Consider the following 25,555-nt stretch of genomic DNA (forward strand, 5'->3'; position numbering starts at 1 on the left):
GGAAATTTTCCCCTTATTGATCTAACATTGCATTGAAATCTCTTCTTATCATAAGCGTCTGCTCAATTGCAGGGTAAGAAAAAGTTAATAATAAATATCCACAATAAGAAAACGCACTGTGTATTTTAAAGTGAATTCACAGTGCGTTATCTTATTTGTATCTAATGCGCTCCTCTAAAGTAAAACTGTTTTCAAGCCTCACTGAGGTCTTCTCATACTTATATTACAGATTAACAACAATCACTTTCGTTCCCTGTCAATTCCAGGCCGTTGTTTTCCTGATTAAGATTGAGGGTCAGGTTTTGCGCAGCCGATTCTATTCTCGGGTCAATCGCTACCTTGATTGTATTAATCGTTGCTACTTCATCATTTTCTTCCGGCTCATCCAGAGCCAGCCCAACTTGTGGCTGTCCTCAGCCAAAGCCTGCAAAATAAAAACGAATGTTTTCGGCTTCGTGTTCTTTTAACATTTCCTGCAAGAAATCACGAGCTCCATCTGTGATCTTCACTATATCTGCACTCCTTACTATTTCATGATTTTTTCATGCCAATTACCATGATACCTTATTTATTCGGGAAAATGCGACCCAAAGACTCTTTCATTTCAGGTTTTACGTTAATTTTCGGCCGGGCAGCCTTTGCCATGCCCTCTGCCTCTTCAATCGAGTTTGCTTTCCCTAATGAAAGTAATGTCCCAATGGCTACTGTTCCGGTTCTGTTGCTGCCCCCTGCACAGTGAAAGTAAACCTTTTTCCCCTGTTCGTAGGCATCAACCACCATGTCTATAGATTTCCTGATGGATTCATCCTGGTGTTCAGCATCATCCACGATAGGGCTGTGTGTTCTATCGTATTCAACTTCTGGTGCTTCGGCACGTAAATCAAAGATGACATCCGCCTTGCCATTTTCCAGGATTTCTTTGGCTCCATCAGCACCGCCGATATAAATGCGATCTTGGATTAATTCATGATAGTGTTGAGTTGTCATATTTCCTCCGCCTTTTTAAAAGAGTGTTTAATATAGAAAGCTGCGTTTTGTACCCTTGAGGATGAACAGCTCTTTTCTTGCTTATTTACCAAGATAGTTCAGGCTAAATATGTGTACATACTCCTTGTTGAAAATGCAATATTGCTTTAGCAACCAGCCTCTTATAAAGATTTACTCCAATCTTGAACTCTGTTCCCTTCCAGGTATCTTTCCGTATCAAGTGCGGCCATACAGCCTGTCCCCGCTGCTGTGATCGCTTGGCGGTATTTGCTGTCCTGAACATCACCGCATGCAAAGACGCCGGGAATATTTGTTTCAGTCGTGCCTGGAACCACATCGATATAGCCATTTGAATCCGTATCAATCTGGCCTTTTAAGAAGGAAGTGTTAGGTGAATGGCCTATTGCGACAAAGATTCCGTCTGTGTCGATCAGCTCTTCCATTCCTGTTTCATTGTTTTTGACTTTCAAGCCTGTAACCTTCATTCCATCTGAGATGACTTCAAGAGGTGTCCTATTCAGGGACCAGGAAATTTTTTCGTTTTCTCTGGCACGGTCCTGCATGATTTTGGATGCCCTCAGTTCTTCGCGGCGGTTCACGATTATCACTTCTGATGCAAATTTCGTTAAGAAGCTTGCCTCTTCCATGGCCGAATCTCCGCCTCCGATGATGACGACTCTCTTTCCACGGTAAAAGAAACCATCACAGGTTGCACAAGTACTGACTCCGCGGCCGATGTTTTCAGATTCTCCCGGAATGCCCAGCATTTTGGCTGAAGCCCCAGTGGACAAAATAAGTGATTCAGTCTGGATCTCACCCATTCCGCTGACCTTCAAGGTAAAAGGACGCTGCGATAAATCAACATCGGTTACCCAGCCTCTTTTAAACCGGACACCAAATCTTTCCGCCTGGTTCCTCATATTGTCCATTAATTCCGGGCCCATGATACCATCAACAAATCCAGGAAAGTTCTCTACTTCTGTTGTTAATGTCAACTGCCCGCCCGGCTGATCTCCTTCTATAATAAGAGGTTCCATATTCGCTCTTGCCAAATAAATCGCTGATGTCAAACCCGCAGGTCCAGTTCCTAAAATCACTACTTTTTCCATATCGCATTTCCCCCATTTTACCGATTGATATATTTCGATACCTGTTCATGACCTGATTCGTCCTCATCCATAAACGGGACAATGGCACATTGTTCACTGTATTCTGAGGATACTTTCTTGATCCAGCCGGCTTCAGCTTTTGCTCTGCCTTTCAGTACTGGATCTGTTGTTTCTGTTGCGTGAAGGCTTTGGTTGATCAGCCACCATCTTGGCACAATGTTTGCACGCTTTAAGTCACTTTGCAGCCTGCCAGCTTCAAGCACAGGTGTTGCTTCTGCCAGCGTAACAATCACGACACCCGTTTCTTTCGGGTTGCGAAGCCGCGGCAGCAGTGTTTTTACACTTTGGGGAATTTCGCCAGTGGAACGGGCCAATTCTTTATGATAAGACTGAGCAGCATCCAGGAGAAGCAAAGTATGACCGGAAGGCGCTGTATCGATGACAACAATCTCTTCTTCCGATTTCGCCACCACTTCTGCAAAGGCGCGGAATACGGCAATTTCTTCTGTACATGGAGAATTTAAATCCTCTTCAATATACGCCATTGCCTCTTCATCCAAATCACTGCTTACATTGGACAGTACTTCTGTCTTATAGGCTTCTACCTCTGCTTTAGGGTCGATTCGGCTGATGGTCAGGTTGTCCTTTGCCTGGCTCCCCTTAAACATATATTCCAGATGTGCCGCAGGATCTGTTGTCGTCAACTGTACTTTATGTCCCTTCTCAACCAGTCCTATGGCTATCGCGGAAGCCATTGTAGTTTTTCCTACGCCGCCTTTACCCATCGTAAAAATGACTCTGGTGTTGGAGTTTGAGAAATCTTCAATGATAGCTCCGAGCCCCGGAAGGCTTATTTTCTCCAGTTGACTTTCCGTGTCTGCTTCATCGATGACCATTCCTTTGAATAAGTTTCGCAGGCTGTTAAGGCCAGTCAGTGAATAAGAAACTAATGGCAGGGAGTGAGTATCGAGCTGTTTCAAGTCTTCCGGAATCCCCTCTAGAGCTCTTTGCTGTCTGGCATGCAATGAAGAGGAAGCTTTATCTTCTGAAATATGTGAGTGCAGCAGCCCATTCATGACAAGCTTTTGGTTGATGATTCCGATCTCTTTTAACTCCCGTGACGCACGGCTTGCTTCCAGCAGGGATGATTCATCAGGCCTTGCCACAAGGTAAAGAGTTGTTTGCGCTGGATCTGCAAGGGCCTTCATCGTTGTGGAGTAGGCCTGTTTCTTTTCTGACAATCCTGATAAAGGCCCTAAGCATGAAGCTCCATGAGTCCTTTCCTCAAGAAAGCCGCTCCAGGCTGTCGGAAGCTGCAGCAGCCTCAATGTATGTCCTGTAGGAGCTGTATCAAAAATGATATGGTCATAAGACTCGACAAGGGTTGTATCACTTAATAAGTTAGTGAATTCATCAAAGGCCGCAATTTCAACTGTACACGCTCCGGACATCTGCTCTTCCATCGTTGAAACAACAGACTCCGGCAGTTTCCCGCGGTATGGTCCGATGACCTTCTCACGGTAAGCACGGGCGGCTTCTTCAGGATCCAGATTACAAGCAGACAGGTTAGCCACCCCCGATACCGGCATCGGGGTGTTGGTCAGCTCCACTTCCAGCACATCCTGAAGATTCGAAGCGGGATCGGTGCTCACAAGCAGAACCGGCTTTCCTTCATCTGCCAATCTTAATGCGGAAGCACAGGCGGTGGAAGTTTTTCCCACTCCGCCTTTACCTGTGAAGAATAAAAATTTTGTGTTGGCAATTGTCCTGGTATCGAATGGTTGAAACAAGAGCGTTCATCCTTTCTAATTCAAATCAAGTTTGATTTTAGGTTTTTTCTCTGTTAGTTCTTCCGGCTTAATTCCACACCATTGGGCAAGCTCACTGTTGGAAGGGTACTCACCGGCCTTTACTAACTCACCGTTCAGTAGGACGGCTGGAAGGGAGTCTGGACCTTTTTCATGAAGCAATTTATTAATTTCTTTATGGTCCACGAAAGCAGAAGGATCGCTGGCAAGGTTGAACCGTTTAATGTCAAAACCTTTTTTCTCTAAAAGAAATACTGCTGAAGCCATCCTTGTTAATTCAGGATCAACGCTCGGTCCGCAAACACCAGTTGGACAACATAAAGCAGGATCGAAAATGTCAATTTTGTTCATCTTTCATGCTCCTTTACAATCAAATAAGCATATGCTTATATGTTATTTTTGAGAAAAGCCAAGAGATAAGGTCCCTTGGCTGTCTATTTTATTTTCCAGTTTGCGCAAATGTATGGATGCGCTCGCCAATTTCATCTCTGACGCGCTGGAAGAAAGCCCATTTCTCTTCTTCGCTTCCTTGCGCTTTTGCAGGGTCATCAAAGCCCCAGTGCTCACGTTTCACATGAGGAGGTGTCATCGGGCATTTATCTGCTGCATCTCCACAAAGGGTAACAACTAAATCAGCATTGTTCAAGATTTCCGGATCAATGATATCCGATGTTTGATTGGAGATATCAATTCCTGCTTCGTTCATTGCTTTGACAGCGTTCGGGTTCAAACCATGTGCTTCAATTCCTGCGCTGTAGACGTTCCAGTCGTCACCTAAGTGTTTTTTTGCCCAGCCTTCAGCCATTTGGCTGCGGCAAGAGTTACCTGTGCATAAGAAGTAGAGCGTTTTTTTTGACATGATAATTAGTCTCCTTTTGGTGTAATAATATTTTTGTGAATTTACAGGTTTAAATTTTTTATATAATCAGCAGCCAAATATAAAGGCCGACTAATGTGATGAAAAGGGTTGGAATGGTTAAGATGATTCCGGTTTTAAAGTATGTTCCCCAGGAAATCTTCACGCCTTTCAGGGACAGTACATGAAGCCAAAGCAGGGTTGCAAGGGAACCAATTGGTGTAATTTTCGGACCAAGATCTGATCCGATAATATTTGCATAAATCAAGGCTTCCCGGACGGCTCCGGTTGTATCCGTCTCCGCGATGGCAAGGGCATCAATCATAACGGTTGGCATATTATTCATCACTGATGACAGGATGGCCGCGATGAATCCCATACCGATTGTCGCTGCGAACAATCCCTGGTCTGCCGTCACCTGAATGAGGTCTGCCAGGACATTGGTCAAGCCGACGTTTCGCAATCCATAAACAACTACATACATTCCGATAGAGAAGAAAACAATTGCCCATGGTGCTCCTTTCACAACCGTCCTTGTGTCAACGGCTGAACTTCGTCTGGCCATCAGCAGGAAGAAAATCGCGACTATACCTGCTATGAAAGAAACAGGAACTCCGATGAACTCGCTCGCAAAGTAACCGACTAGGAGTATCCCCAAAACAATCCATGATAAGTGGAACATCTTATGATCCTTAATGGCCTCCTGAGGCTTCTTCAATTGTGATAAATCGTAATTGGATGGAATGCTTTTTCTGAAAAATAAGTATAAGACAAGAATACTGGCAAGCAATGAAAACAAATTCGGAACGATCATCCGTGATGCGAACTCTACAAACCCTATATCGAAAAAGTCCGCTGAAACAATGTTCACCAAGTTACTGACAACAAGCGGAAGCGATGTGGTATCCGCGATGAATCCGCTGGCGATGATGAATGGAAACACCATTTTTTCGTTGAAATTAAGGTTTCTTACCATTGCTAGTACGATGGGTGTTAAAATCAGGGCAGCTCCGTCATTCGCGAAAAACGCTGCGACCAATGCTCCCAAAATGGAAACATACACGAACATCCTGACTCCATTACCTTTTGCTGCTCTCGCCATATGCAGGGCAGCCCATTCAAAGAAGCCTATTTCATCCAAAATGAGAGAGATAATGATGATGGCGATGAAAGCCAAAGTGGCATTCCAGACGATGGATGTAACGTCAATGACATCGTTGAAATCAACAACTCCCACAATCAGAGCCAGAATAGCTCCGCCGCATGCCGACCACCCAATAGATAACCCTTTGGGCTGCCAGATGACTAAGATGAGGGTGATCAGGAAAATCACCGATGCTAAAATAATCTGCGTCAAGATTCTTCCTCCTTTTTACTCACATGAAATTCTCAATCCTTGTTTCTCTAATTCTTTCAATCTGAATCCCTGGTCCGGGAGCTGATCGAGCAGGCTCTGTACCAAAGGGTAGAATTCACTATTCTTATTCAATGAATAAATAATCCACTGACCTCTCCGTGATTCACTCACCAATCCTGCATCCTTCAGCTTACGCACATGCTGGCTGATGGCCGGCTGGCTCGTTTTGAAAATTTCCACAAACTCACACACACAGCAATCATGATGGTCCAAGATTTTCACCATCGTTAGTCTTGTTTTATCGCCAAGCAATTTCAAGACAGCAGCAGCCTTTTCTAATTCAATCATGACAGCAGGCATTTCATAACCACCTTCCATTTCATTGATAATCAAATAATGATTTACTTATAAGCTTGGGTGATGTTAGTATTTTTAGTGTCTCAACCAGTAAAGTCATTTATTCGTTTTATATATAACGTTCTGCTTATATAATAATACACTTATATATTAATTTCAAGGATAGAATTGTAAAGGTTTTGTTAAGAAGAATATCGATTCAACACTTTTTGTAAAAGTGGAAGAGTTTAAAGACCATAACATTTGTGTGCTATGATTTCCGCTCCAGGTGTTCGACTCCGCGGGGCGGGCGTTGAGCCTCCTCGGCTTCGTCTGTATAAAAAGTGGAAGCGCCCTGCTCTGCCCCGACAGGCAAATGTTCCGGAGAGAAAAAAAGGCGGTCTTTCCTTTTATTCTCTTGAGGTTATTTGACCCCGAGGGGCCAGGCGCTGGAACTAGACGACCGCTAGTCCCGCAGGAGATCGAACACCTTCCGCTTCAATCTAACGAAGTTTCTTTTGAAATAATGGACTCGTACATAACTTAACGATTTTTATTATTCGTGCTATTTAAAGCCCCTTTATACCTCATCATCTTTTGATTTTGAGCATTTGATGCTGTTCAAAACTCCTTTTTACCCCATCATCTTTTGAATCAGATTATTTGATGCTGTTCAAAACTCCTTTTTACCCCATTAACTTGAGAATCTGAGCATTTGATGCTGTTCAAAACTCCTTTTTACCCCATCATCTTGAGAATCTGAGCATTTGATGCTGTTTAAAACTCCTTTTTACTCCATCATCTTTTGAATCTGAGCATTTGATGCTGTTTAAAAACGCTTTTATACCTCATCATCTTCAGAATCTGAGCATTTGATGCTGTTCAAAGCCCCTTTATACCTCATCATTCTGAGAATCGGAATTTTTGATGCTTTAAATACTCCTTTATACTGCTTGAAATAAGCTTTAATAGAAGCCCCCCCCCTCAATCCTCCTATACCAGTATGAAATCCAGCTTTACGATCATAAAAAAAGAGAACGAAATCCTAAGCGATTTCGTCCTCCACTAATTCGTGTATTTAGTTTATGTACTCCCGGGGCCCCCAGAATTTCTATTATAGCTCTGAAAGCTGTTTATTTAGCTGGGCCAATTCGTTTTCCAGCTGCTCTAGCCGCTCTTCCGATTTTTTTGTATTTCCTCCGACAGAATCCACTTTTTCCATATCTGCCTGGATACGGACATAATCAGCCTTTACCTCGCTGATTTTGTATTCTAATTCTCTTTTTGTCATGTCGTTAAACCCCCTTTTTATAGTAGTTGCTTTAGTATAAACAATTGAAGAATAGATTTCTTTTAAAAAGTTCTACTAGCTTTTTCAATAATTTCCTTAATAAAAGGTTCTTTTTGTTTCGTGTAAGCAGGTCGATCGTTTTTATATAGAGAAGAAAGCTCGCTCTTTAGCAGTGCATACTCTTCAGCTGCTCCAGGAAACTTCCTCAAATAATCACGAAACAGTAACTTCTCAACCCACTCGCTGCTATTCATTTCACAAATATGCAGGTGGCAGGTGCCTTTGCCCCACAAGCCTTTTCTAAAAAAACTTCTGTCGGTTAATTCCGGCTTAGGAACATACTCAAAATCGACTTCACTTAAAGGGGCGATCAGAGAAGAAACCACATTTAAATCCCTGACTCCTGCCAGAATATCGATGATAGGCTTAGCCTTCAGCCCTCTGATCGAAGTGCTGCCGATATGTTCAATTCCCACTACCTTATCTCCAACAGCTTCTAAGATTTTTTTCTTCTCATACTCGAACTGATCTTCCCATTGGGGATTATACTCACTCAGAATGACAACTGGTTTTTCCATTACTTCTCCACCACTCGTATAATTGTCCTTGTACTCTATGTAACTGAAACGAACGTTTTAATTTGGAAACTTATTCTGATTATTTCAAAACCCTTCAACAAACTCAAGGGAAATTTTCTTTCAAAATAGGGCTTTTATGAATACTGACTAGAATTCCAAGAGTGGGTTAAAGTATATGTTATTTTGCATAATTTCAATCTCAATAGGAACTTACCTTAACTATGTGCATTGAAACCTTTGTGTTTCTATTCCGTATATACAATTGAGAGGAGATGAAGTACGTGAAAATTCGGACGATCATATTGGCACTCGTATTATGTTTATTTTTGATACCTGCTCAAGTATCGGCAGTTGATTTTACAATTGAACATACCCAAATTGATGCATTTTTAAAGGAAGATGGCAATGTTCAGGTTACTGAGCAGCATACCTATCAATTTGACGGGGATTTTAATGGAATTACTCGTACTCTGATTCCTAAAGAAAACACGCGTATTGAAAACGTTGAGGCTGTTGAAAATAATAAACCCTTAGAGGTGAAACAAGAGGGAAATCTATATAAGATTTTTCGGGGCGGCTCGGATGAAACGATTACTATAGATCTTTCCTATACCATTAAAAACGGAGTGGAGGTATACACTGATCTAGGACAGTTTTACTGGCCATTTTTTGATAGCAGTAATGAATCCTCCTATGAGAACATGGATATTTATGTTCATCCTCCTCAACCAACAGGTGAAGTTCTTGCTTTAGGCTACGGTGAAGCAGCTGGCACCATTCAAACTACAAAGGATGGCGTTGTTCACTTTGAATTAGGAGAGGTCGAAAGCGGCGAAAACGGAGATATCCGGGCAGCATATGATGCTTCCATGTTTCCTGGAGCTTCCATCAATGAAGGTAAAGCAATCAGCAGCGACTTAACAGCTGAGATAGCAGCCCAGGAAGAAAAATTGGCCGCCTTTGAGAATAGAAAAGATTTTCTAAGTCTCATTGCACCATTCATTGTAGGAGCTTTCGCGATTTATTTATCGGCCCTGTTGATCACAGCTTGGAGAAAAAAGCGGGCTGTTATATGGGACGTCGAACGTAACTCTCTACAACAATCTCTTTTACCAAAAGAAGAGATGAGTTTACCAGCCACTATCCTTCATATGAAAAGCATGATTCCGAGTGGAAGTCTGCTCTCTGCAGCCCTATTGGATTTAGTCAGAAAAGGCATCGTTGATAGAAGGAGTGAAAATGAGTTTATCCTCGGCAATCGTTCTTCTGATCACCGTCACGAAGAGATGTTGATTCAATGGCTTTTCTATAAAATAGGAAATGAAGGTAAATTCTCGATTGATACTTTGGATAACTACATCGAAAATAAAGAAAATCAGCAGTCCTACCACGAAGATTTCACGAAATGGGTTGAAGAAGTAAAAGCTGAAATAAAGGAGCATAGGCTAGTCCAAAAGAAAGTCGGGCTGCGTTGGACAGTCGCAATCAGCGGCCTTCTTCTTCTCCCATTCACCATTCTCTTTGGAGTGCACGACTTATTGATGTGGATGTTCTTTTCATTACTCCTGTCCATACTCTTCATACTTTTTGCCATGCTATACCAGCCAAGGACTATAATGGGCGCACGGATAAAACACCAGTGGAATCATTTAAGCTCCACTTATACTAACGTTGATAAAAAACAGTGGAGTGAATGGATGAGCGATGAACAAATGCGGGCATTCATCTATGCGATTGGGATCAATGATAAAGCCATGCTGAAAAAGAATGAAAATCTTGCCAGCACAAATGCAGATTCAGGGTTCGGCTATACCTCCAGTGACATAGTGATGCTTATGATCATTGCAAGCACCTTGACAAACAGCTTCAACCAGGCTGAGGAAACAGTATCTGCCGGAACGGGAACAGGCTCAGTTCCTGGTGGAGGATCAGGTGTTGGCGGCGGGGGCGGAGGTTCAGGAGCCTTTTAGCGATAACTGAGCTTACCAGCATTCTAATTAATGGATTGTAAGAAAACACGACAGAAAAACTTAGAAAAGGGACTTGAAAGGATATCAAGTACCTTTTTGTTATGGAATTGCAGAGCTGCTGATCATAAGGATGTTGAATGAAACCACAGAGGCGGGCTACAATTTGATTACCCGGGAGGTTAGCAAAATAATTAGTCAACCCACTCAAGTTTTGGAATCTCATCTGACTGTAAAGAGTTTTCAGAGGAAAAACTAATTTCTACATTTATTTATAGTTGTCCATCTATTCCCTTTCCGTTGAATTTGTGTTCTCTTACATGAAAAGCAGCAATCCCCTGAGAGAACAGCTGCTGAATGGTAACTTGAGATGAAATCAAGCTTTATTAATCACCACTTATTAAATTCTAGTAACACAGATGTGTTAACCTTACATTCTTATAATAGCTTTTTATTTATATTTTCAGCAAAACCTTCCCCTCATAATCACGACTCTCAATCAATTTATGCGCCAGCCCGGCATCCCTTAAATTAAATACTTGTGCGATAGGAAGCGAAATTTTATTAGAAGCAAATAGTTCTATCACTTTTTCTGCAACAGGCTTCAATCTTGCCGGATCAAGTTTTCTTGTTGTTCCCAGACTAAATCCTTTAATATTCCTGCAGCTGCTATGTACATCACTTGTTTTGATTGTGCCCGCTTTTCCACTGCTGTTTCCAAATTGAACAAGGGTGCCGTAAAAGGCTAAGCAGTCTAAACTACTAGTGGTCACATCTCCGGCAACTGAATCGAATATCACATTTGCACCTTTCTGATCAGTCTCCTTTAATACTTCTTCAGAAAAAGTTTCATACGTGCATACAATATCCGCCCCTAATCTCTTAACATAAGATTCTTTTTCCAAATTACCGACAGTTCCTATTATCTTCCCGACACCTGCTATGCAGGCTAATTGAATCAACATTGATCCGACACCGCCAGCCGCGCTATGTATAACTATGGTGTCCGTTTCCTTCACTTGTCCGATCTCATGGAGAAGAATATACGATAAAATTGATACGGTTGGCATGGCGGAGGCTTGTTCAAATGACAGACTGTCTGGAATTTTAAAAACTAACTGTTCACTTGCTGCGACATATTCGGCATAAGATCCATTCTTAGGAAAAGCAATCACCCGGTCTCCTACCGAAAAGGCAGAGTCAGGAGAAACCTCTTGAACCGTTCCTGCAACATCCAATCCAAGTAGTAAAGGGAACTTTCCCTTTCCCTTATTTCCCACACGTTTCTTAATATCTGCATAGTTAACACTTGTATGTGATGCTTTAATTAGCACCTCGTTATGAGCAATGGCTGGTATCTCAATATCGGTGTATGTAAGAACATCTGCACTGCCAAACTCACTCTGTAAAATAGCTTTCATTCTTTTCACCGCCTTTCTTAACTAGGGTTTCTCCTAAAAATAAAATTAACACGAAAATTCCGAAAATTTGACTGAACATAACTCGTAGAAATAATATTCCTTGAAAAGGAGGACCATCTACTTTGAAAAATACTGAACCTGCCAAGGCACATCGTCTTGGACTGCTGACAATATCCATACAGATAGTAATAAATCTGATCTTAGTTTTCACTTTACATAACTTGGACTATATTAGCTGGGAGTTTACTTCTTTGATAATTGCCACATTAGGCATAGCTGCATTATTTATCATGAAACCCACACGCAATTTTTTTATTGACTCTTTGAAAAACTTTGAGGTTTTAAAGAAAGCATCGGTCTACTTACACGTTTCACTAGGTTTTTTAAGCCTTTTTTTCTTTCAGGCTTTTTGTACCACACTGATATTTCTCTAACGACCACAATGAACTTAATTAAAACAGCTGTACCTAAGATAAATAAAATGATCTGCGATAGGGTCTGCCCCGGATGAATTACGGCTTTACAACCAATTTATGAAGAATTATTTTTCAGGAACCTCCTGCAAGGATACCTTCAAACGAAACTGCCTGTTGTATGGAGCATCTTAATAGTAAGTGTCTATTTTGGAAGTTTTCATTTTGGTTATGTATATGTTGGACAGTATCTGGTATTATTGCCGGTATTTTATATGCCCTGCACAGGTCTCCCTATCCACCGATAATGTTTCACATTCTTTGGAGTCTGTTTTCATTGTTCTACTATAATTACATTTAAAGTATATCTAATGAAGCCATAGCTTAATAGGATGGCTTCTTAAATATTTCCCTTGAGTCTGTCACCGAAATATATATTTAGTTCTGACATGCATTCTGCAGCAGATAAACGCTGCTTTGTATCCAGCATTACTTCCGCAAAATCTTTTCCATCGCTTTTCCCTTAGCTAATTCATCAATCAACTTATCCAGATAGCGAATTTCTCTCATAGTTGGTTCTTCGATATCCTCCACTCGGATACCACATATCACACCTTTAATTAAAGTACGTGAAGAATTCAGTTGGGGAGCTTCCGCAAAAAAGGTTTCAAAGTCTGTCTTATTTTCCAGAAGTGCTTCTAACTCTTCCTGGCTATACCCTGTCAACCAGCTTATGATCTCATCGACTTCTTCTTTGGTACGTCCTTTTTTCTCCGCCTTCGCAACATAATGGGGATAGACGCTTGCAAAGCTCGTAGTATAAATACGATGTTTGGCCATGATACACCCTCGCTTCTATGGTTTTCTTTAGTATACCATGACTTTTTCAGAGCCTAAAACGTATCCTTGAGACATTTCTATTTACCCGGCCTAGGTATTTAAAGAAGGCTCTAATCAAGCAGACAAATTTTTCACTAAGCTTGTTGAAAGCCATACATCGCTACAAACACCAACAATAACGAAAGCGCTACACTTAAAACGTTCACCAAAACAAGGCTAATTTTGACCTTGCCTCTCATACCAAGGAAAGCAAAAGTCAATCCCGCCAAACCAAAAATCAAAGGCAAAAAGATGCTTACATTCAAAACAGCTGCGTATAGGTCATTTCCCCACTTAGTCAACCCAGCTATAATAGGGAAAACAGCCAGTAGAAAGAAGACTGCGGATAAGACTGAATAAGACTTCTTTTTCATTAACAAATCCTCCTCAGTTTAGATTTAAACTTTGGGAATGAATAGATACTCGGGACTTTAATGACTTCACTCCGTCTTTACTTGTTATTGTATTTTTTTATAACAGTGACGATAACGGCAATAATTAAAACAATGACGCTATTGATCAGCAAATAATATCCAACCTGCAAACCATAAAATATTGAAAATGGATCACGAATAATAAGTAATGCTACAACACCGCCAATTGCCCCAAAAACAGCTGCCAGCATTAATAGAACAAAAGCAGAAGCATATATACTTTTCTTTTTCTTGTAAGAAATAAACGCGATGATGTTTGCCATTACGATGAAGAAAATCATAAGTGTTATAAAGAAACCAGACATCTTAATGCCCCCTATCCCTGATGCAACTTCAATTAGATTTTGGTTCGAAAACCATCCTATTTAAAAACCTCTAAGTTGAAGAAACCCTTCCCAACACTGACAGTTAATTCCTGCAGTCTCTTAAGAATATGACGAGTTCCAAATAGTTAATGTTTCAAATTCAATTTATTCAATTATAAAATTCCAATCTCCATTTGCAGGAGGTCTCTTATTACGCTGGCTAGTTCTGGATCATCTATTGTTCTATTTTTACAAGCATAATTCTCCTACTCAAGAACATCTCCTGGAACCCATACAGCTATATCATCTCCAGGACATGCCGCTACTAAAAAAACTTCACTTTCGATTGTGTTACTTTGAACTTCCACTTGCCAACTCTCAAATTGGTCATGATGACCATTAATGAATAAAACTTCTCCAGAACCTAAAATTAAGTACAAGAGGGATTTCTTGTCCCAACTTAACCTCTACAATCTTCTTCAACCGCATTTCACACATTATCTTTGCAGATTTCACCCAATCAAGATTAGGTATTTCATTGGGCTCTGGATCTGTTTCAGGCATTGATTGAAACACCTTAATACCGCTTTCAATATTTATCGATATTTGTCCATCTATTCTAGGCCGGTTGTTTTCATTTTCAGAAAGAAGAACCCTTAATCCGTGAAATATTACCCCTTCAATCTGTGAACCCTTACATAAATAGTTTAATGTCTTCAAAGCTATATCTCTATTCTCTTTTTCCAATAAGATCACTCCAGAGTGGAACTTTTATATTAAAACAAATGTTATTTGAAATTTCCCTAATGCAGGAAACGAAACTGTTCGTTTAATAAAGGAAGAGCAAGCCGGAGATCTATTGGATTTTCTGTGATTGACTTAAAAAATCGAATAGCTCCTCATCTTCTATTCAGTCTTTTTATCCTGCCATTCCTTTAACATCTCTTCATCTATTTCTTCAACTATCTTTTCAGTTCCATCTGCCATAACCATTTTCACTTCTACATCTTTTTCCCTGCTGATGACATACCAAAATCTCTTATCTTCTTTAATATGAATAATTTTCGCCTGCATCTGCCCTGCATGAACTTCTTTAATAGAATTGTCACTTATCGCACCAGAATAAATATATGGTTCCTCGTGCATTGCCGACCATTTCACAGGAGTATCCCACTCTGCTCCTCTAGTTTGCTTCCAGTTCCAATGTCCGCCTTCCCGCTCAAAATATGCGATAAATATTTGCTCTCCTTGAAGATTGTTTTCTGTAAATACAGCAAGTGCATCGTTTGAGTGAACTACATTTTCTTCTTGATGAATTAGAGAATAAGAATATTGTACTTCTTCATCATATTCCTGTGTATTTTCCTCCATCTTCTTGTGGAAGAAGTCTTCAAAAGTATAATCATTTGTACATGCTGCCAAAAGTGTTATGCCTGTCAAAATGATTAGTATTAACTTCTTATTGATTTTCATCACCCTCTCTTCAAATGAAATTAATTAAACTAACTTTTATCAGTAAAAGAACGGAAGGATCGCTTGTTTAAAAGCACTTCAAATATCCAAGGCTAGTGAAAATATGATATAAACTATCTATAACCCTTGTATAATCTATCAACATCTGCTAAACTCTTCAAAGTATTTATAAAAATATATACCCTGTATAACCTCAAGAATAAGGCTTGGGGGTCTCTACCAGGAACCTTAAACTCCTGATTACAGAAAATGAATTTCTATTCTTTTTCTGTAATCAGGAGTTTTTTATTTTCTGAAATTTGAAGTTTATTGTGAAAGGACGTTGAATCAAGATGAATTTTAAAGTGTTTATACTGGCCTTATCAACTGTTGCGGTTGGTTTGGTTGAATTAATCGTAGGCGGCATCCTTCCAACGATAGCAGAAGATTTTAACATTTCATTAAGCAGTGCAGGACAGCTGATTACCGTTTTCGCATTGATTTATGCTGTAGCGGGACCAGGCTTGCTTGTCTTGACTAGCAAAATTGAGCGAAAAAAACTATATCTCATATCTCTGTTTGTTTTCTTTATCGGGAATATCATGACTTACTTTAGTCCTAATTTTACTTTTATGATGATCGCAAGGGTATTGACTGCAATGAGTACAGCACTCATCGTTGTCCTGTCTTTAACCATTGTTGCTAAAATTGTTACGCCTGCACATCGGGCAAAGGCTTTGGGGCTTATTTATATGGGAATCAGTTCATCCCTTGTGATGGGCGTTCCGCTTGGAATCCTTATTTCCGATACGTTCGGCTGGAGAGTGATATTCCTTGGAATTGCGATTTTGTCGATCGGATCCTTCATCCTTATTTCAATCTTTTTGGAGCGTGTACCAGGGGAAAGCACTATCCCTCTTTCACAGCAATTAAAAGCAGTTGCCAGCGCCAAAATAGGAAGTGCTCATCTTGCAACTGTATTCTTGCTGGCCGGACACTATACACTTTATGCCTATTTCACTCCATTTTTAGAATCGGAAATGAACTTGAGCTCCGGCTGGATTAGTATTTGTTATTTATTATTTGGGATTGCTGCTGTAAGTGGAGGGGCCTTTGGAGGCATTCTTTCCGATTCGATCGGAGCTCCAAAAAGCATTATCTTTGTGATCAGTGCATTTGCAATCGCCTTATTTATCTTGCCGTTTTCTACTTTTTCACTGGTCGTATTTATACCTGTTATGATGATTTGGGCCGCATTAAGCTGGAGTCTGGCACCGCCGCAGCAAGCCTACTTGATCAATACAGACCCAGCCACTTCGGATATTCAGCAAAGCTTTAACAATTCAGCTATACAAGTAGGGATTTCCCTAGGTTCAGGGTTTGGCGGGATAGTGCTTAATCAAACCGGAACCGTTACCCATACTGCCTGGTTTGGGGCCGCTATAGTAATCATTTCGTTACTATGCGCAGTATTTTCCCTGACTAGGACATCTATTAATAGAGAAAATATTGTTTCCATTTCATCTCAACCTGATTAAGTTCGAATCCGTGCATGAGGTTGATAAAATCAGCCTTATGTCTTTATTGCTGCTATTATCTTTAGTCAAAGATTGGTACCACTCATTACTTTGATAATGGGTGGTACTTTTTAATGGCTCGGCGCAATCGTCTTGATCTTTCTGATAAAGTAATAATGTTTATAGAGGGCTAGAGATAGCAAAAGGATTTTGACTGGCAGGATATCAATATACAAGATAGAAAGGATCACCAAGAAATCGGCAATGACATTTATTCTTATTTTCTCTCTCCGGGTCATCCCTTTTTTCTGCAAAAATGCTTCCACTTATTTTTTATATAAGGGCTCTTTGTATGAAAAAAGGCAAAATTAAGCTTGGCAAAACTACTAGCTTATCCACTTTGAATCTTACTTATACTATGAGGATGGTTATAGTAGCCTTTTTTATGATAGATGGTGGCGGAGGTGCCGCCATGGGAGTTTTTCGTAAACTCTGTTGCTATTTGAGGCCAATTCAGAAAAAAACAACCCAAATTCAAGAACATAACCTGGTAAATATGAATAGAAAAGAGCTGCTCTCCTATATTTGAGAAAAGACCCTTAGTATTCGGGGAAAAATCCGGCTCTTGGGATTTTTCCGAAAGCAACAATGTATGCGAAAAAGCCTTATATAAAGAAGTGTTCCTGAACCAACTGTCAAACCGCTTGGAGCTTCTGGCAAAGCAGAAAGCGGCAAACAAATAAAACGGACCGCCGGGCAATACAGGCAGCACTGTTCCCAAGACACCGATCGCGAGCGACAGGCAGCCAAGTATCAGAAATAGGATGATTTTTATCTTTTTTAAAGTGATCATAGCATTACCTCTATATGTGATAGTGGACTAAACGTCTGCACTTGTGGATAAAGACTCTACCTGATACCCTAATACGGACTCTTTATATTTCAAGACTAAGATTCACTAAACCTGCTATTAGTAGTACAAGCATTATGGCAAGATATATGTAATTTTTCTTGATAAAAAAGGTAACTATCAAAACTGCAGAAATTAAAAACCAAAAGAGATTATCTGCAGCAGCTGGCAGCAGGTCAAAGAAAAAGAGGTCAATTGCACTCTTTACAAGTAAAACCACTACCAATGCCATCAATATTGAGCCAGTTTTTCTGTTTTCTTTTATCGGCTTTTTAACACCCTTCACGGAATCCCCCCTCTATGGATTATTTTATCAGTAAATAAAGCAATGACTACTCCAGCAGCAGAATAAATAACGGCAAACAAGGAAATTCAATCACTTTGACTACTGTTAATTAACAATTAGCTGCTTTGGACTAAGCAATGGAAAAGTTATCTATATAATTTCAATGCCTCAAAAATGGCAGCTATCAACAGTAAAGGGATTTCTCCTTGTCTTCCATCAATGAAGATTTTTCTTGGCGGCAATTTACCTATCAAAGAAATTTTCGCCGCTTCTTTATCATTTCTGTAAAAATAATAGGCCCCTTCACCAGATGGCTTAGCCACTCTGATCAATTCGTTCTGAAAAGTAAAAGATGCAATTACATTACTGGGACTTTTCCTCTCTCCTTTAATCATGAATCTTTCGTTTGAATTGGAAGAGTTCAGTTCCACTTCCCAGCTGCTTTTAACAATGCCTTTTTTACCCTTAATTTTTTCCACCCGGACAACGGTATCGTTCAGCCTGTCGGTTCCTTTAATAGATACATAGTAATTAGGCATCAATAATGATAGGAACATTTTAGAAACAGAATTGTATTCTCTTCGAATTTGTCCTACATGCCCCATCTTCACATCTACAATTTCAATGGGCCTAGTCATAAACTTCAATGGATTTTCATAATAAAATGCTTTTTTCTCCCGATCATTAGAGACTCCGGGTTTCAATTCTACCCTGCCACTGCTCATTAAATAACTGATAGCAGCAAAAACAATGACAATAATTAAAACCAATATCAGGAACCAATCAGGTATGTGTTCCCCTCCGTACATTTAATCACCTCAATAACTTTTGATTATTCTATAAGAATTCTAAATCAATATTTAGAATAAGCTTAACATCGTTTACTTTTTTAAAGTATATTTTGTTTAACAAATATTTTCCTTGTCTTGTTAAAGCTTTCTACTCTATCTTTTTCTAGGTCTTCTTTAACTTACGGTGTTTAAACAGAATTACCGCCTATTTTTCATCTGTAATATGCCCTTAAGGCTTTGCAAAAAATTTAGTTTAAAGATTAAATTTTATAGACAAATAGGTTTATAGCCCTTTGGGTTGGGTATAGGTCATTGTTTATTATTTTATAGGGAGTTCTGGGAGTGTTTTAAGCTTAAAGTTAAAAATTATATTCCCGGCATAAAGAATAGACATGTGCAGGAGCCTTTTGTTCAGCTTTAAAGGTTTCATTTTGCATGTCAACTTCGAGTGAAAAATAGGGGGAGAACGTTCAATGGAATTGATGTCAAAAATCAGTGAAGAAGTTAAATCTTATATCTATGATAACGGAGAAGCATTCGATGAGAAGTTGCTTTCCGAAGCTGTAAACGTATCGACTAAGATAAAAGATATCTTAGATCGGGGAAACATAGATTTATTAAAAAATGCACGAAAACTCATATCCTATGTCCTTGAACAAAAGGATGAAGAATTAACTTCTTTTGCAGAACAGGAAGGTATTGCATGGGCAACTCATTCTTTAACACTATCCTTAAAATTGGAATGGGTACAAGCTATAAGAAGAACTTTGTGGCAGTTAATACACGACCTTGAATCCAATAAGAAGATCACGGATACCCGAAATGACTTTTTTGTGATGGAGAAGTTCGTTAACGATCGAATTGACCAGTTCCTCAACAGCTTTTTTATAAGTTATTCTTCTTATAAAGATGAAATGTTGCACAAACAAAGGGAGATTGTCGAACATTTATCTGTCCCAATCATTCCTGTAAGGGAAAATGTTTCTGTCTTGCCTCTGATCGGTTCAATGGATACATATCGTATGCAAATCATTGAGGACAAAGTTTTCACTGAAATTTCCACATCACGAATTCAATCTCTTATTATCGATTTATCAGGGATGGCCTTAATGGAAATTGATGTTATCGATGAATTCGAGAAAATTTTAGCTGGTGTTTCCATGATGGGATGCAGAGCTATCCTTACCGGTTTACGACCAGATCTCGTTAAGAGAATGGTTCATTCAGGAATCCGCTTTGACAGTGATATCGACACAAGAGGAACGCTTCAAGAAACCTTGAGGGAATATCTATAGAAAAAAGACTTAGAGTCCTTAACTTCTTACTTCTTATATTAGGGAATCTAGTTAGCTTTAAGTGAATGGAAAATTAGCAAAAGGAAGAAATCAATGCTTAACCTGTTCTGTTTTGAAGGACAAACTTCCAACTAACAAAAAGAAATTGTCGAATTATAATCAGCTAAAAAACAACCTTATCTATATAAAAAAATGGTCAGTGGCTCTGACCATTTTTTTATAACTGTTTATTACATTAAAGTTAGCAATAGGTAAGCGTTCGAAGTTATCTCCGGCTTTTCCCCCTGTTCCGTGCGAAGCATACTAATTTCCCAGCACTTCGCGGTCCATCTACTGATATGTAATAGATTATAAGTTCTCGGGCGGCTGCTTGTTCAGCAAACGCCCCTTTAGCATAATTAGAAGTTCTATAAATAACCCTTCATCCTGATTACCTTTCCATCAACTTCTGCACCGGCTTCTTCCATTCCCATTGCACAATAGAACTTAATCGCAGTTTTATTTGACGGGGAAACTCTTAAATGATATTCTCCGACTTTATTCTTTTCAAAGAATCTTTTTGCATAGTTATGTAATTCCTGCCCTTTGCCCTGCCCACGCATTTCGGGTATTAGATAATATAAATTTACATACCCAATGGTCTTGTCTTCATATTCACGAATGGTTAATTCTAGTTGTCCTATATAGCTACCATCTTCTTTCGCTAAAACAAAACCCCCAGGAAAACTCCTGATTTTCTCATCTAACCAGTTTATATACTCCTCTTCCTCACCGAAACCTGCAGTATCTCCAAAACTCACATAAAATGAGTCTTTGCGAAAATCGACTACTATATCTCGATGTTTCTTACTATCAATTTCTTCAAAGATCATATTAAGCGCTCCTTTAAATTGTCGATTCCACTGCTGGACGGCCCGTAATAATTAATCAGTTAAACAATTTAAGTTTCCTCTTTTCTCCCTTTTCCACTAACCTTTACTGAAATAAAGGGCGGTTCGTTTGTTACAGTACATTTATAACCAGCAGTTATCCAAAGTGATTATGAAAACACCAAACAATAAGAAACATACTCACTATTCCCCAAGCTGCGGCACTCACTATCCACCAAATTATGGATTTAGCTTCTGTTGGATTTTCCTCGTTTTCCGTATTTGCTGTTATAAAAGCAATTTTACTTTCCATCCCTTTTTTCATAAAAGCAAGAACAGCAAAGCCGACTATTATGAAAACAATAGTTATCCAGGGTAATAAGTCCATTTTCTATCCACCCTTTTTGGTTTGCAAATTACTTTCTTTTCAAACTTCTAACCTCCCTATACTCAAAGGGCAACAGCTTGTTCAGCCAACGCCTCCGTATACGGAATACAGTTATACAATCACTCACGACAAAAAGAAATAGTAAATTGCAAACGATAATAAAAATAAAGGAAGAATTATCATTTATTTTGTTCTAAAACCCTTAAATAACGAACTATTATCCGGGGCATACCAAAGTTCCAAAGAAGAGAAAAACAACAACAAAACAGCAATTAAAACCCCAAACACTATATCCACAATCATTTGCCTCCTCAACGATAATACTTGATCCCGTTATGATAATTTGATTTAGGGATATGACGATTACCAAATGGATAGAGTTTCAATCTTTTACACTAATTTCATTAAATGCTCCAATAATTGAAGAAGCAGTAGCCTGGGATCAGTTTTGGCTAATCTTTAGCTATGGCACCCCTTAATGAAATAAACCTAAGTTGGGACAATTCACCACTAACCCATTAACGATTTATAAAGATTTAATGCCTATTAAGCCCATATCTACAGAAGTCTCTATATACCCAATAATTTGTTCCATTGTGAACACTCTTAGTGGCTGTTCAAGTTCGTCACTGCCATAATCCATATCCCCTATGACATAAGGGACAAGTTCTATTATATCGTTAGATTCTACCTCTTCCGTGTCAATGATTGTCCCGCTTTCACTTAACAATTCACGTAATTCTTGTGTGAAGCCATAGTAATCTAATAGTTTCCCATTGAGTAACCGAAAATCATTATGGTATCTATTGAATATATCCTCATCTGCCTCCATTCGGTTCTTTAACCAAGGTAAATAAAAGCCTTTCAACCAAATGTCATCAGCGATTAAGTGAGTATAGTATCCCTGAATAAAGTGGGAATCTTTATTAAAGCTATATTTATGTATGAATTCCGTGTAATCAATATATCGGGAATAGTCTTTAACCTCACCTTTGTAAAAATGTGATAAGTCTTTAGGTGAAACTGCATCCGCTGCGATGCCCCCTAAAAGAAATGATGTTTTATCTTTTATTGACAGTTCATCTGCTATTCTATTTGCTATAAGCAGGTGCATGATCCTCGAACCCAATTTAATTTCCCCCTTTTCCCTTTCCTTTTAGGTTCAATAAAGATTGTAAAAGATCCTTTATTTCTATCCAATACTCTTCCAGGAAATGCCCCTTTCATCCAATAACTTCAACAAAAAGAGCGTTAATCCTTTTTCGATTAACGCCCCTGTAAGCGGAAGAAGATTTATATTATTTTTCTAATGTCTTCCCATCCGTATACAAATTCGCTTAACCTCCTTCCTGATATTTCTGTATCAATAGTGCCAATTTTTTCAGCCCCAAGAGCCTCATAAAATAATCTAGAATTATTATCTTTTAACACAATAACTGTGATCGCAAAAATTTCTTGTTTTAAAAATTCATCTATTATAGGCATTACTAGCAATTTTCCTAGACCACTTCTTTGGTATTCTTTTAATATATATATGGCATATAACTCACCACGGTATTGTGAGTATTTATTATCTCGTTGGGGACCACAACTTGAAAAACCTACTATTTCACCTGCACTATTTTCAGCTACAAAAACAATCCCTCCATTTGATATAATATCTTTCCATTTTAATTCTCGACTTTCGTAGCTCATCCTTATTAAATAGTCATCAGGCACAATGTCTTTATAAGTAGTTTTCCAACTATCTACTTGAACTTTAGCTATGCCTCTAGCGTCATTTATATTTGCTCTTTTAATATTCATATTTCAACTCAATTGAAATCAGCCTTTTCAGTATTTAGTAAAGTCCCCTTTCATGGGAGGCTGCTGCTTATTCAGCAAACGCCCCGGTTACTTGAATAACCCTTTGTAATAATATAGTTAATAATCAGCATCCCAAAACTTGTCCTTTTTCGTATACTTTATCAACGGATTGGAAATTATTGAATATCAAAATTAATGTTGGTGCCAGTTTTTTATTCTCTAATCTATGTTCATCGTGATAATTGTTATGTTTATTCAAACCCAATAAAAATCCAGCTGCAAATGAAACGATAATTATCTGCGAATAAGCGAGTATGCACGAGAAAAACTTACATTTCCGAAGGAGTAGTTCTGGAAGCAGCCAATGCAGTTAAAGCCTTCTCAATATAACTATATACTTCTTCTGCAATCCTTAGAAATTCTTTAACATCTACAATAGTATCCAGGTAACACGAATATAGATAGTCAACTAAAGCTGAATCAATATTGCAATAATCTGATATGGCACTCTTCATCTTAGTAATGTCATCTTGCCAAACCCCTGTATCCTCTAAAACCAAAGAGTATAATGCACGAATTAACCTCTTTGAGTAACCTTTGATGTATCTAGATTTCAGTGTGTCATCATTGGCATTAGATAGAAAGCCGCGAACGCGATCCACTGCCTCTCGAGTGTCTGAATTCAAGTCTAATATGAACTCTTGTGAAATAAGAATAGGCGGTACTTCTTCGCCAATATCAGTACCATGTATACAAACACAGATTATCTTGATCCAAAATCCCCATTCATTGGGCTTACTTCTTACATCACCCAGTGAACAAATAACTGTATCAACCTTAGTTACTAATCGATATTTTTGTAAAATCTGGTCCTTCAGACATGATACTTTATCATCATCTATATCTTCTGGTCTTTCGCATACTATTGTAAAATCTGCATCAGACTTAAATGGCTTAGCAGTACCTTTAGGAATTGAGCCACACATATAAATACTGTGAATCTTCCCATCGAACTCTGAAAGCAAGCTAGCTGTATACTCCTCTACAAATGTCTTGTACTCACTCTGAATATTGATCTTCTTTATAACCTTTTCCAAAACCATATCTGGTCTCCTTTTATCTTCTAAGATCATTTTATCTCCCCCCTTTTTAATTTTCACACTTCTTAAAGGAGTAAGTTTCATTGTCTTCCCTTATAGAAACGCAAATAAATGATGAACATCTGTATGTATATGTAAACGTAAATAATTCCAAATCCTATGACGAATTCTTTTGGCACTCTAGACTTTTCCAAGGTATGGTCAATTCCGAGCCGATAAGCATATGAACTAGCTTTTCGCAAATGCCAAGGTGAGGTAACGATAACCGCATTTCTCAGCCCTCTCTCGTGCATAATTTCTCGCGATTTCACCAAATTTTCATAAGTGCCCCTCGCTTTTGTTTCAAGTATAATTTGGCTGCCATCCACGCCTAATTCCACTAAGGCGCTTGCCATTATTTCTGCTTCAACATGGTTATTTGCGACAGATGCTCCCGAACAAATAACTACTTCAGCAATTCCATTGTGATAGAGGTCTGTTGCTTTATAAATTCGCTCTCGTAAAATTGGAGTCATTCTTCCATCCTTTTTAGCCGGATAACCAAGTACAATCATAGCATCTCTTTTTTGACCATGATTATAACCCGCTTTGTTAAAATGCTTACGAATAATATAACCCCAAACATAAGGCATATAAGTATTAAGCATAAAATATACAAGCCTATCATTTAACATATCTCCTCTGACATTCTCTTTATCAAACGACAGATAATATACTTTGTAATGGGTGCACATCGGATTTAATAACAATCATTTGTTCGATTAAACTGCCCAATAATGGAAGAAGGCAATAGCTGGATCAAATTAGCTGATCTTCAGTTATTGCCCCCCTTAACCAATGAGTGTAACGATATTATTTGAGGTCAAAACATTTCTCACAGATAAATTTACCTTCATTATTCAAATAAGCTTTTATCTCTGTCATTCCCTTTTTCTAATAAATAGCTTTCACAAAAAACGTCAAATCTTTTTTGAATTGCATCTCGTCTTACAGTTTTATATGAACTATTGCTCTGAAGATTCTTGATTATTTACAAACATTTGGGCATTTTCAAACTGAATGTCTAGCGCCTTATTTAACTCCATATTTTGAGTTGCGGGATCTGCTGCAGCTGTATCCAACTCTTTGATTATCCCCCTGAAATAATCTCTATATTTATTAAATTCTAAGCCTTTTTCTTCGAATACTTGAATTACTAATTCATTTTTGTCCTTTGCTTCTAAACTAAGCCAATCTTTCAATGGCTGATTTAATGCAATTTCTTTATTGTTTACCATTACAGTCACCACTTCTTCTTGAGTCACCTCTTTATCTGTATTGCTTTCATTCTCTTGACTACACGCAGCTAATGTAATTACTGTAATTAAAATTAACACTTTAAATAACTTCATTGAAACCTC

30 protein-coding genes, 1 pseudogene and 1 riboswitch are annotated in these 25,555 nt (G+C 38.8%); of the genes and pseudogenes, 5 read left to right on the forward strand and 26 right to left on the reverse strand.

Features of this window, described 5'->3' with window-relative positions:
• Positions 1-564: 564 nt before the first annotated feature.
• The 9 genes from FZC78_RS02040 to FZC78_RS02080 form a co-directional block, all read right to left on the reverse strand.
• Complete coding sequence (locus tag FZC78_RS02040) at positions 565-987, reverse strand: protein-tyrosine phosphatase family protein (protein ID WP_148938024.1); 423 nt, start codon at positions 985-987, stop codon at positions 565-567.
• Positions 988-1,148: 161 nt separating this feature from the next.
• Positions 1,149-2,096 (reverse strand): thioredoxin-disulfide reductase, encoded by a 948-nt coding sequence (gene trxB / locus FZC78_RS02045; RefSeq protein ID WP_148938025.1) that lies wholly within the window; start codon positions 2,094-2,096, stop codon positions 1,149-1,151.
• Between the two features lie 17 nt (positions 2,097-2,113).
• Positions 2,114-3,886: an arsenical pump-driving ATPase gene (gene arsA / locus FZC78_RS02050; RefSeq protein ID WP_148938026.1), complete on the reverse strand. Its 1,773-nt coding sequence runs from the start codon at positions 3,884-3,886 to the stop codon at positions 2,114-2,116.
• A gap of 15 nt (positions 3,887-3,901) precedes the next feature.
• A complete protein-coding gene (gene arsD / locus FZC78_RS02055) occupies positions 3,902-4,255 on the reverse strand; it encodes an arsenite efflux transporter metallochaperone ArsD (protein ID WP_148938027.1) in 354 nt (117 codons plus the stop codon).
• 88 nt (positions 4,256-4,343) lie between these two features.
• The gene (gene arsC, locus FZC78_RS02060) at positions 4,344-4,763 is read right to left on the reverse strand and encodes an arsenate reductase (thioredoxin) (RefSeq protein ID WP_148938028.1); all 420 of its coding nucleotides are present in this window, start codon (positions 4,761-4,763) and stop codon (positions 4,344-4,346) included.
• Between the two features lie 58 nt (positions 4,764-4,821).
• Positions 4,822-6,117, reverse strand: a complete 1,296-nt coding sequence (locus FZC78_RS02065) for an arsenic transporter (RefSeq protein ID WP_148938029.1) — start codon at positions 6,115-6,117, stop codon at positions 4,822-4,824.
• A 15-nt stretch (positions 6,118-6,132) separates the two neighbouring features.
• Entirely contained in the window at positions 6,133-6,477 is a 345-nt protein-coding gene (locus tag FZC78_RS02070) for an ArsR/SmtB family transcription factor (RefSeq protein WP_148938030.1), read from the reverse strand.
• 1,090 nt (positions 6,478-7,567) lie between these two features.
• A complete protein-coding gene (locus FZC78_RS23430; RefSeq protein ID WP_162785109.1) occupies positions 7,568-7,744 on the reverse strand; it encodes an SE1832 family protein in 177 nt (58 codons plus the stop codon).
• 62 nt (positions 7,745-7,806) lie between these two features.
• A complete protein-coding gene (locus FZC78_RS02080; RefSeq protein ID WP_148938031.1) occupies positions 7,807-8,322 on the reverse strand; it encodes a GrpB family protein in 516 nt (171 codons plus the stop codon).
• 281 nt (positions 8,323-8,603) lie between these two features.
• Between FZC78_RS02080 and FZC78_RS02085 the strand changes: the two genes are divergently transcribed.
• Positions 8,604-10,292: a DUF2207 domain-containing protein gene (locus FZC78_RS02085; protein WP_187444765.1), complete on the forward strand. Its 1,689-nt coding sequence runs from the start codon at positions 8,604-8,606 to the stop codon at positions 10,290-10,292.
• A gap of 452 nt (positions 10,293-10,744) precedes the next feature.
• On the opposite strand, the gene FZC78_RS02090 is transcribed toward FZC78_RS02085, so the two are convergent.
• A complete protein-coding gene (locus FZC78_RS02090; protein WP_148938033.1) occupies positions 10,745-11,710 on the reverse strand; it encodes a quinone oxidoreductase family protein in 966 nt (321 codons plus the stop codon).
• A 529-nt stretch (positions 11,711-12,239) separates the two neighbouring features.
• Between FZC78_RS02090 and FZC78_RS24670 the strand changes: the two genes are divergently transcribed.
• Entirely contained in the window at positions 12,240-12,431 is a 192-nt protein-coding gene (locus FZC78_RS24670) for a CPBP family intramembrane glutamic endopeptidase (protein ID WP_353733556.1), read from the forward strand.
• A 181-nt stretch (positions 12,432-12,612) separates the two neighbouring features.
• Here FZC78_RS24670 and FZC78_RS02100 read toward each other — a convergent pair whose 3' ends face one another.
• From FZC78_RS02100 to FZC78_RS02120, 5 genes are all read right to left on the reverse strand, one after another.
• Positions 12,613-12,963, reverse strand: a complete 351-nt coding sequence (locus FZC78_RS02100) for a DUF2200 domain-containing protein (protein ID WP_148938034.1) — start codon at positions 12,961-12,963, stop codon at positions 12,613-12,615.
• A gap of 134 nt (positions 12,964-13,097) precedes the next feature.
• Complete coding sequence (locus tag FZC78_RS02105; protein WP_148938035.1) at positions 13,098-13,376, reverse strand: hypothetical protein; 279 nt, start codon at positions 13,374-13,376, stop codon at positions 13,098-13,100.
• 77 nt (positions 13,377-13,453) lie between these two features.
• A complete protein-coding gene (locus FZC78_RS02110) occupies positions 13,454-13,741 on the reverse strand; it encodes a 3-isopropylmalate dehydrogenase (protein WP_148938036.1) in 288 nt (95 codons plus the stop codon).
• Positions 13,742-14,140: 399 nt separating this feature from the next.
• On the reverse strand, positions 14,141-14,488 hold the full coding sequence (locus FZC78_RS02115) for a hypothetical protein (RefSeq protein WP_148938037.1): 348 nt from the start codon (positions 14,486-14,488) through the stop codon (positions 14,141-14,143).
• A 159-nt stretch (positions 14,489-14,647) separates the two neighbouring features.
• On the reverse strand, positions 14,648-15,214 hold the full coding sequence (locus FZC78_RS02120) for a hypothetical protein (RefSeq protein ID WP_252183470.1): 567 nt from the start codon (positions 15,212-15,214) through the stop codon (positions 14,648-14,650).
• Between the two features lie 163 nt (positions 15,215-15,377).
• Positions 15,378-15,477, forward strand: a riboswitch (purine riboswitch).
• A gap of 69 nt (positions 15,478-15,546) precedes the next feature.
• Here FZC78_RS02120 and FZC78_RS02125 point away from each other — a divergent pair.
• Positions 15,547-16,731, forward strand: a complete 1,185-nt coding sequence (locus FZC78_RS02125; protein WP_148938038.1) for an MFS transporter — start codon at positions 15,547-15,549, stop codon at positions 16,729-16,731.
• A 110-nt stretch (positions 16,732-16,841) separates the two neighbouring features.
• Here the strand turns inward: FZC78_RS02125 and FZC78_RS02130 are convergent, their stop codons facing one another.
• Complete coding sequence (locus FZC78_RS02130) at positions 16,842-17,024, reverse strand: DUF454 domain-containing protein (RefSeq protein WP_148938039.1); 183 nt, start codon at positions 17,022-17,024, stop codon at positions 16,842-16,844.
• A gap of 38 nt (positions 17,025-17,062) precedes the next feature.
• On the opposite strand from FZC78_RS02130, the gene FZC78_RS24105 reads away from it, so the two are divergent.
• Entirely contained in the window at positions 17,063-17,299 is a 237-nt protein-coding gene (locus tag FZC78_RS24105) for a hypothetical protein (protein WP_252183471.1), read from the forward strand.
• An 84-nt stretch (positions 17,300-17,383) separates the two neighbouring features.
• Here the strand turns inward: FZC78_RS24105 and FZC78_RS24675 are convergent.
• The 3 genes and pseudogenes from FZC78_RS24675 to FZC78_RS02145 all read right to left on the reverse strand — a co-directional run.
• Positions 17,384-17,563 (reverse strand): annotated as a pseudogene (locus FZC78_RS24675) (YbaN family protein); the annotation flags it as partial.
• Positions 17,564-17,645: 82 nt separating this feature from the next.
• Positions 17,646-17,906, reverse strand: a complete 261-nt coding sequence (locus FZC78_RS02140) for a hypothetical protein (protein WP_148938041.1) — start codon at positions 17,904-17,906, stop codon at positions 17,646-17,648.
• Positions 17,907-18,052: 146 nt separating this feature from the next.
• On the reverse strand, positions 18,053-18,715 hold the full coding sequence (locus tag FZC78_RS02145) for a tubby C-terminal domain-like protein (protein ID WP_148938042.1): 663 nt from the start codon (positions 18,713-18,715) through the stop codon (positions 18,053-18,055).
• Positions 18,716-19,170: 455 nt separating this feature from the next.
• Here FZC78_RS02145 and FZC78_RS02150 point away from each other — a divergent pair, with 455 nt between their 5' ends.
• Positions 19,171-19,992 carry an STAS domain-containing protein gene (locus tag FZC78_RS02150; RefSeq protein WP_148938043.1) on the forward strand — a complete coding sequence of 274 codons (822 nt, stop codon included), beginning with the start codon at positions 19,171-19,173 and terminating at the stop codon, positions 19,990-19,992.
• Positions 19,993-20,399: 407 nt separating this feature from the next.
• Here the strand turns inward: FZC78_RS02150 and FZC78_RS02155 are convergent, their stop codons facing one another.
• The 7 genes from FZC78_RS02155 to FZC78_RS02190 all read right to left on the reverse strand — a co-directional run bounded on the left by FZC78_RS02155 (position 20,400) and on the right by FZC78_RS02190 (position 25,546).
• Entirely contained in the window at positions 20,400-20,864 is a 465-nt protein-coding gene (locus tag FZC78_RS02155) for a GNAT family N-acetyltransferase (protein WP_148938044.1), read from the reverse strand.
• A 154-nt stretch (positions 20,865-21,018) separates the two neighbouring features.
• Positions 21,019-21,249, reverse strand: a complete 231-nt coding sequence (locus FZC78_RS02160) for a hypothetical protein (RefSeq protein WP_148938045.1) — start codon at positions 21,247-21,249, stop codon at positions 21,019-21,021.
• A 526-nt stretch (positions 21,250-21,775) separates the two neighbouring features.
• Positions 21,776-22,378, reverse strand: a complete 603-nt coding sequence (locus tag FZC78_RS02165) for a hydrolase (RefSeq protein WP_148938046.1) — start codon at positions 22,376-22,378, stop codon at positions 21,776-21,778.
• A 164-nt stretch (positions 22,379-22,542) separates the two neighbouring features.
• Positions 22,543-23,055 (reverse strand): GNAT family N-acetyltransferase, encoded by a 513-nt coding sequence (locus tag FZC78_RS02170; RefSeq protein ID WP_148938047.1) that lies wholly within the window; start codon positions 23,053-23,055, stop codon positions 22,543-22,545.
• A 329-nt stretch (positions 23,056-23,384) separates the two neighbouring features.
• Positions 23,385-24,158, reverse strand: coding sequence for a nucleotidyltransferase domain-containing protein (locus FZC78_RS02175; protein WP_148938133.1), 774 nt, complete (start codon positions 24,156-24,158; stop codon positions 23,385-23,387).
• Positions 24,159-24,235: 77 nt separating this feature from the next.
• Complete coding sequence (locus FZC78_RS02180) at positions 24,236-24,829, reverse strand: YdcF family protein (RefSeq protein WP_187444766.1); 594 nt, start codon at positions 24,827-24,829, stop codon at positions 24,236-24,238.
• A 330-nt stretch (positions 24,830-25,159) separates the two neighbouring features.
• A complete protein-coding gene (locus FZC78_RS02190) occupies positions 25,160-25,546 on the reverse strand; it encodes a hypothetical protein (protein ID WP_148938049.1) in 387 nt (128 codons plus the stop codon).
• Between the last annotated feature and the right edge of the window lie 9 nt (positions 25,547-25,555).

This window comes from Rossellomorea vietnamensis, assembly GCF_008180415.1.
Lineage (GTDB): Bacteria > Bacillota > Bacilli > Bacillales > Bacillaceae_B > Rossellomorea > Rossellomorea vietnamensis_C.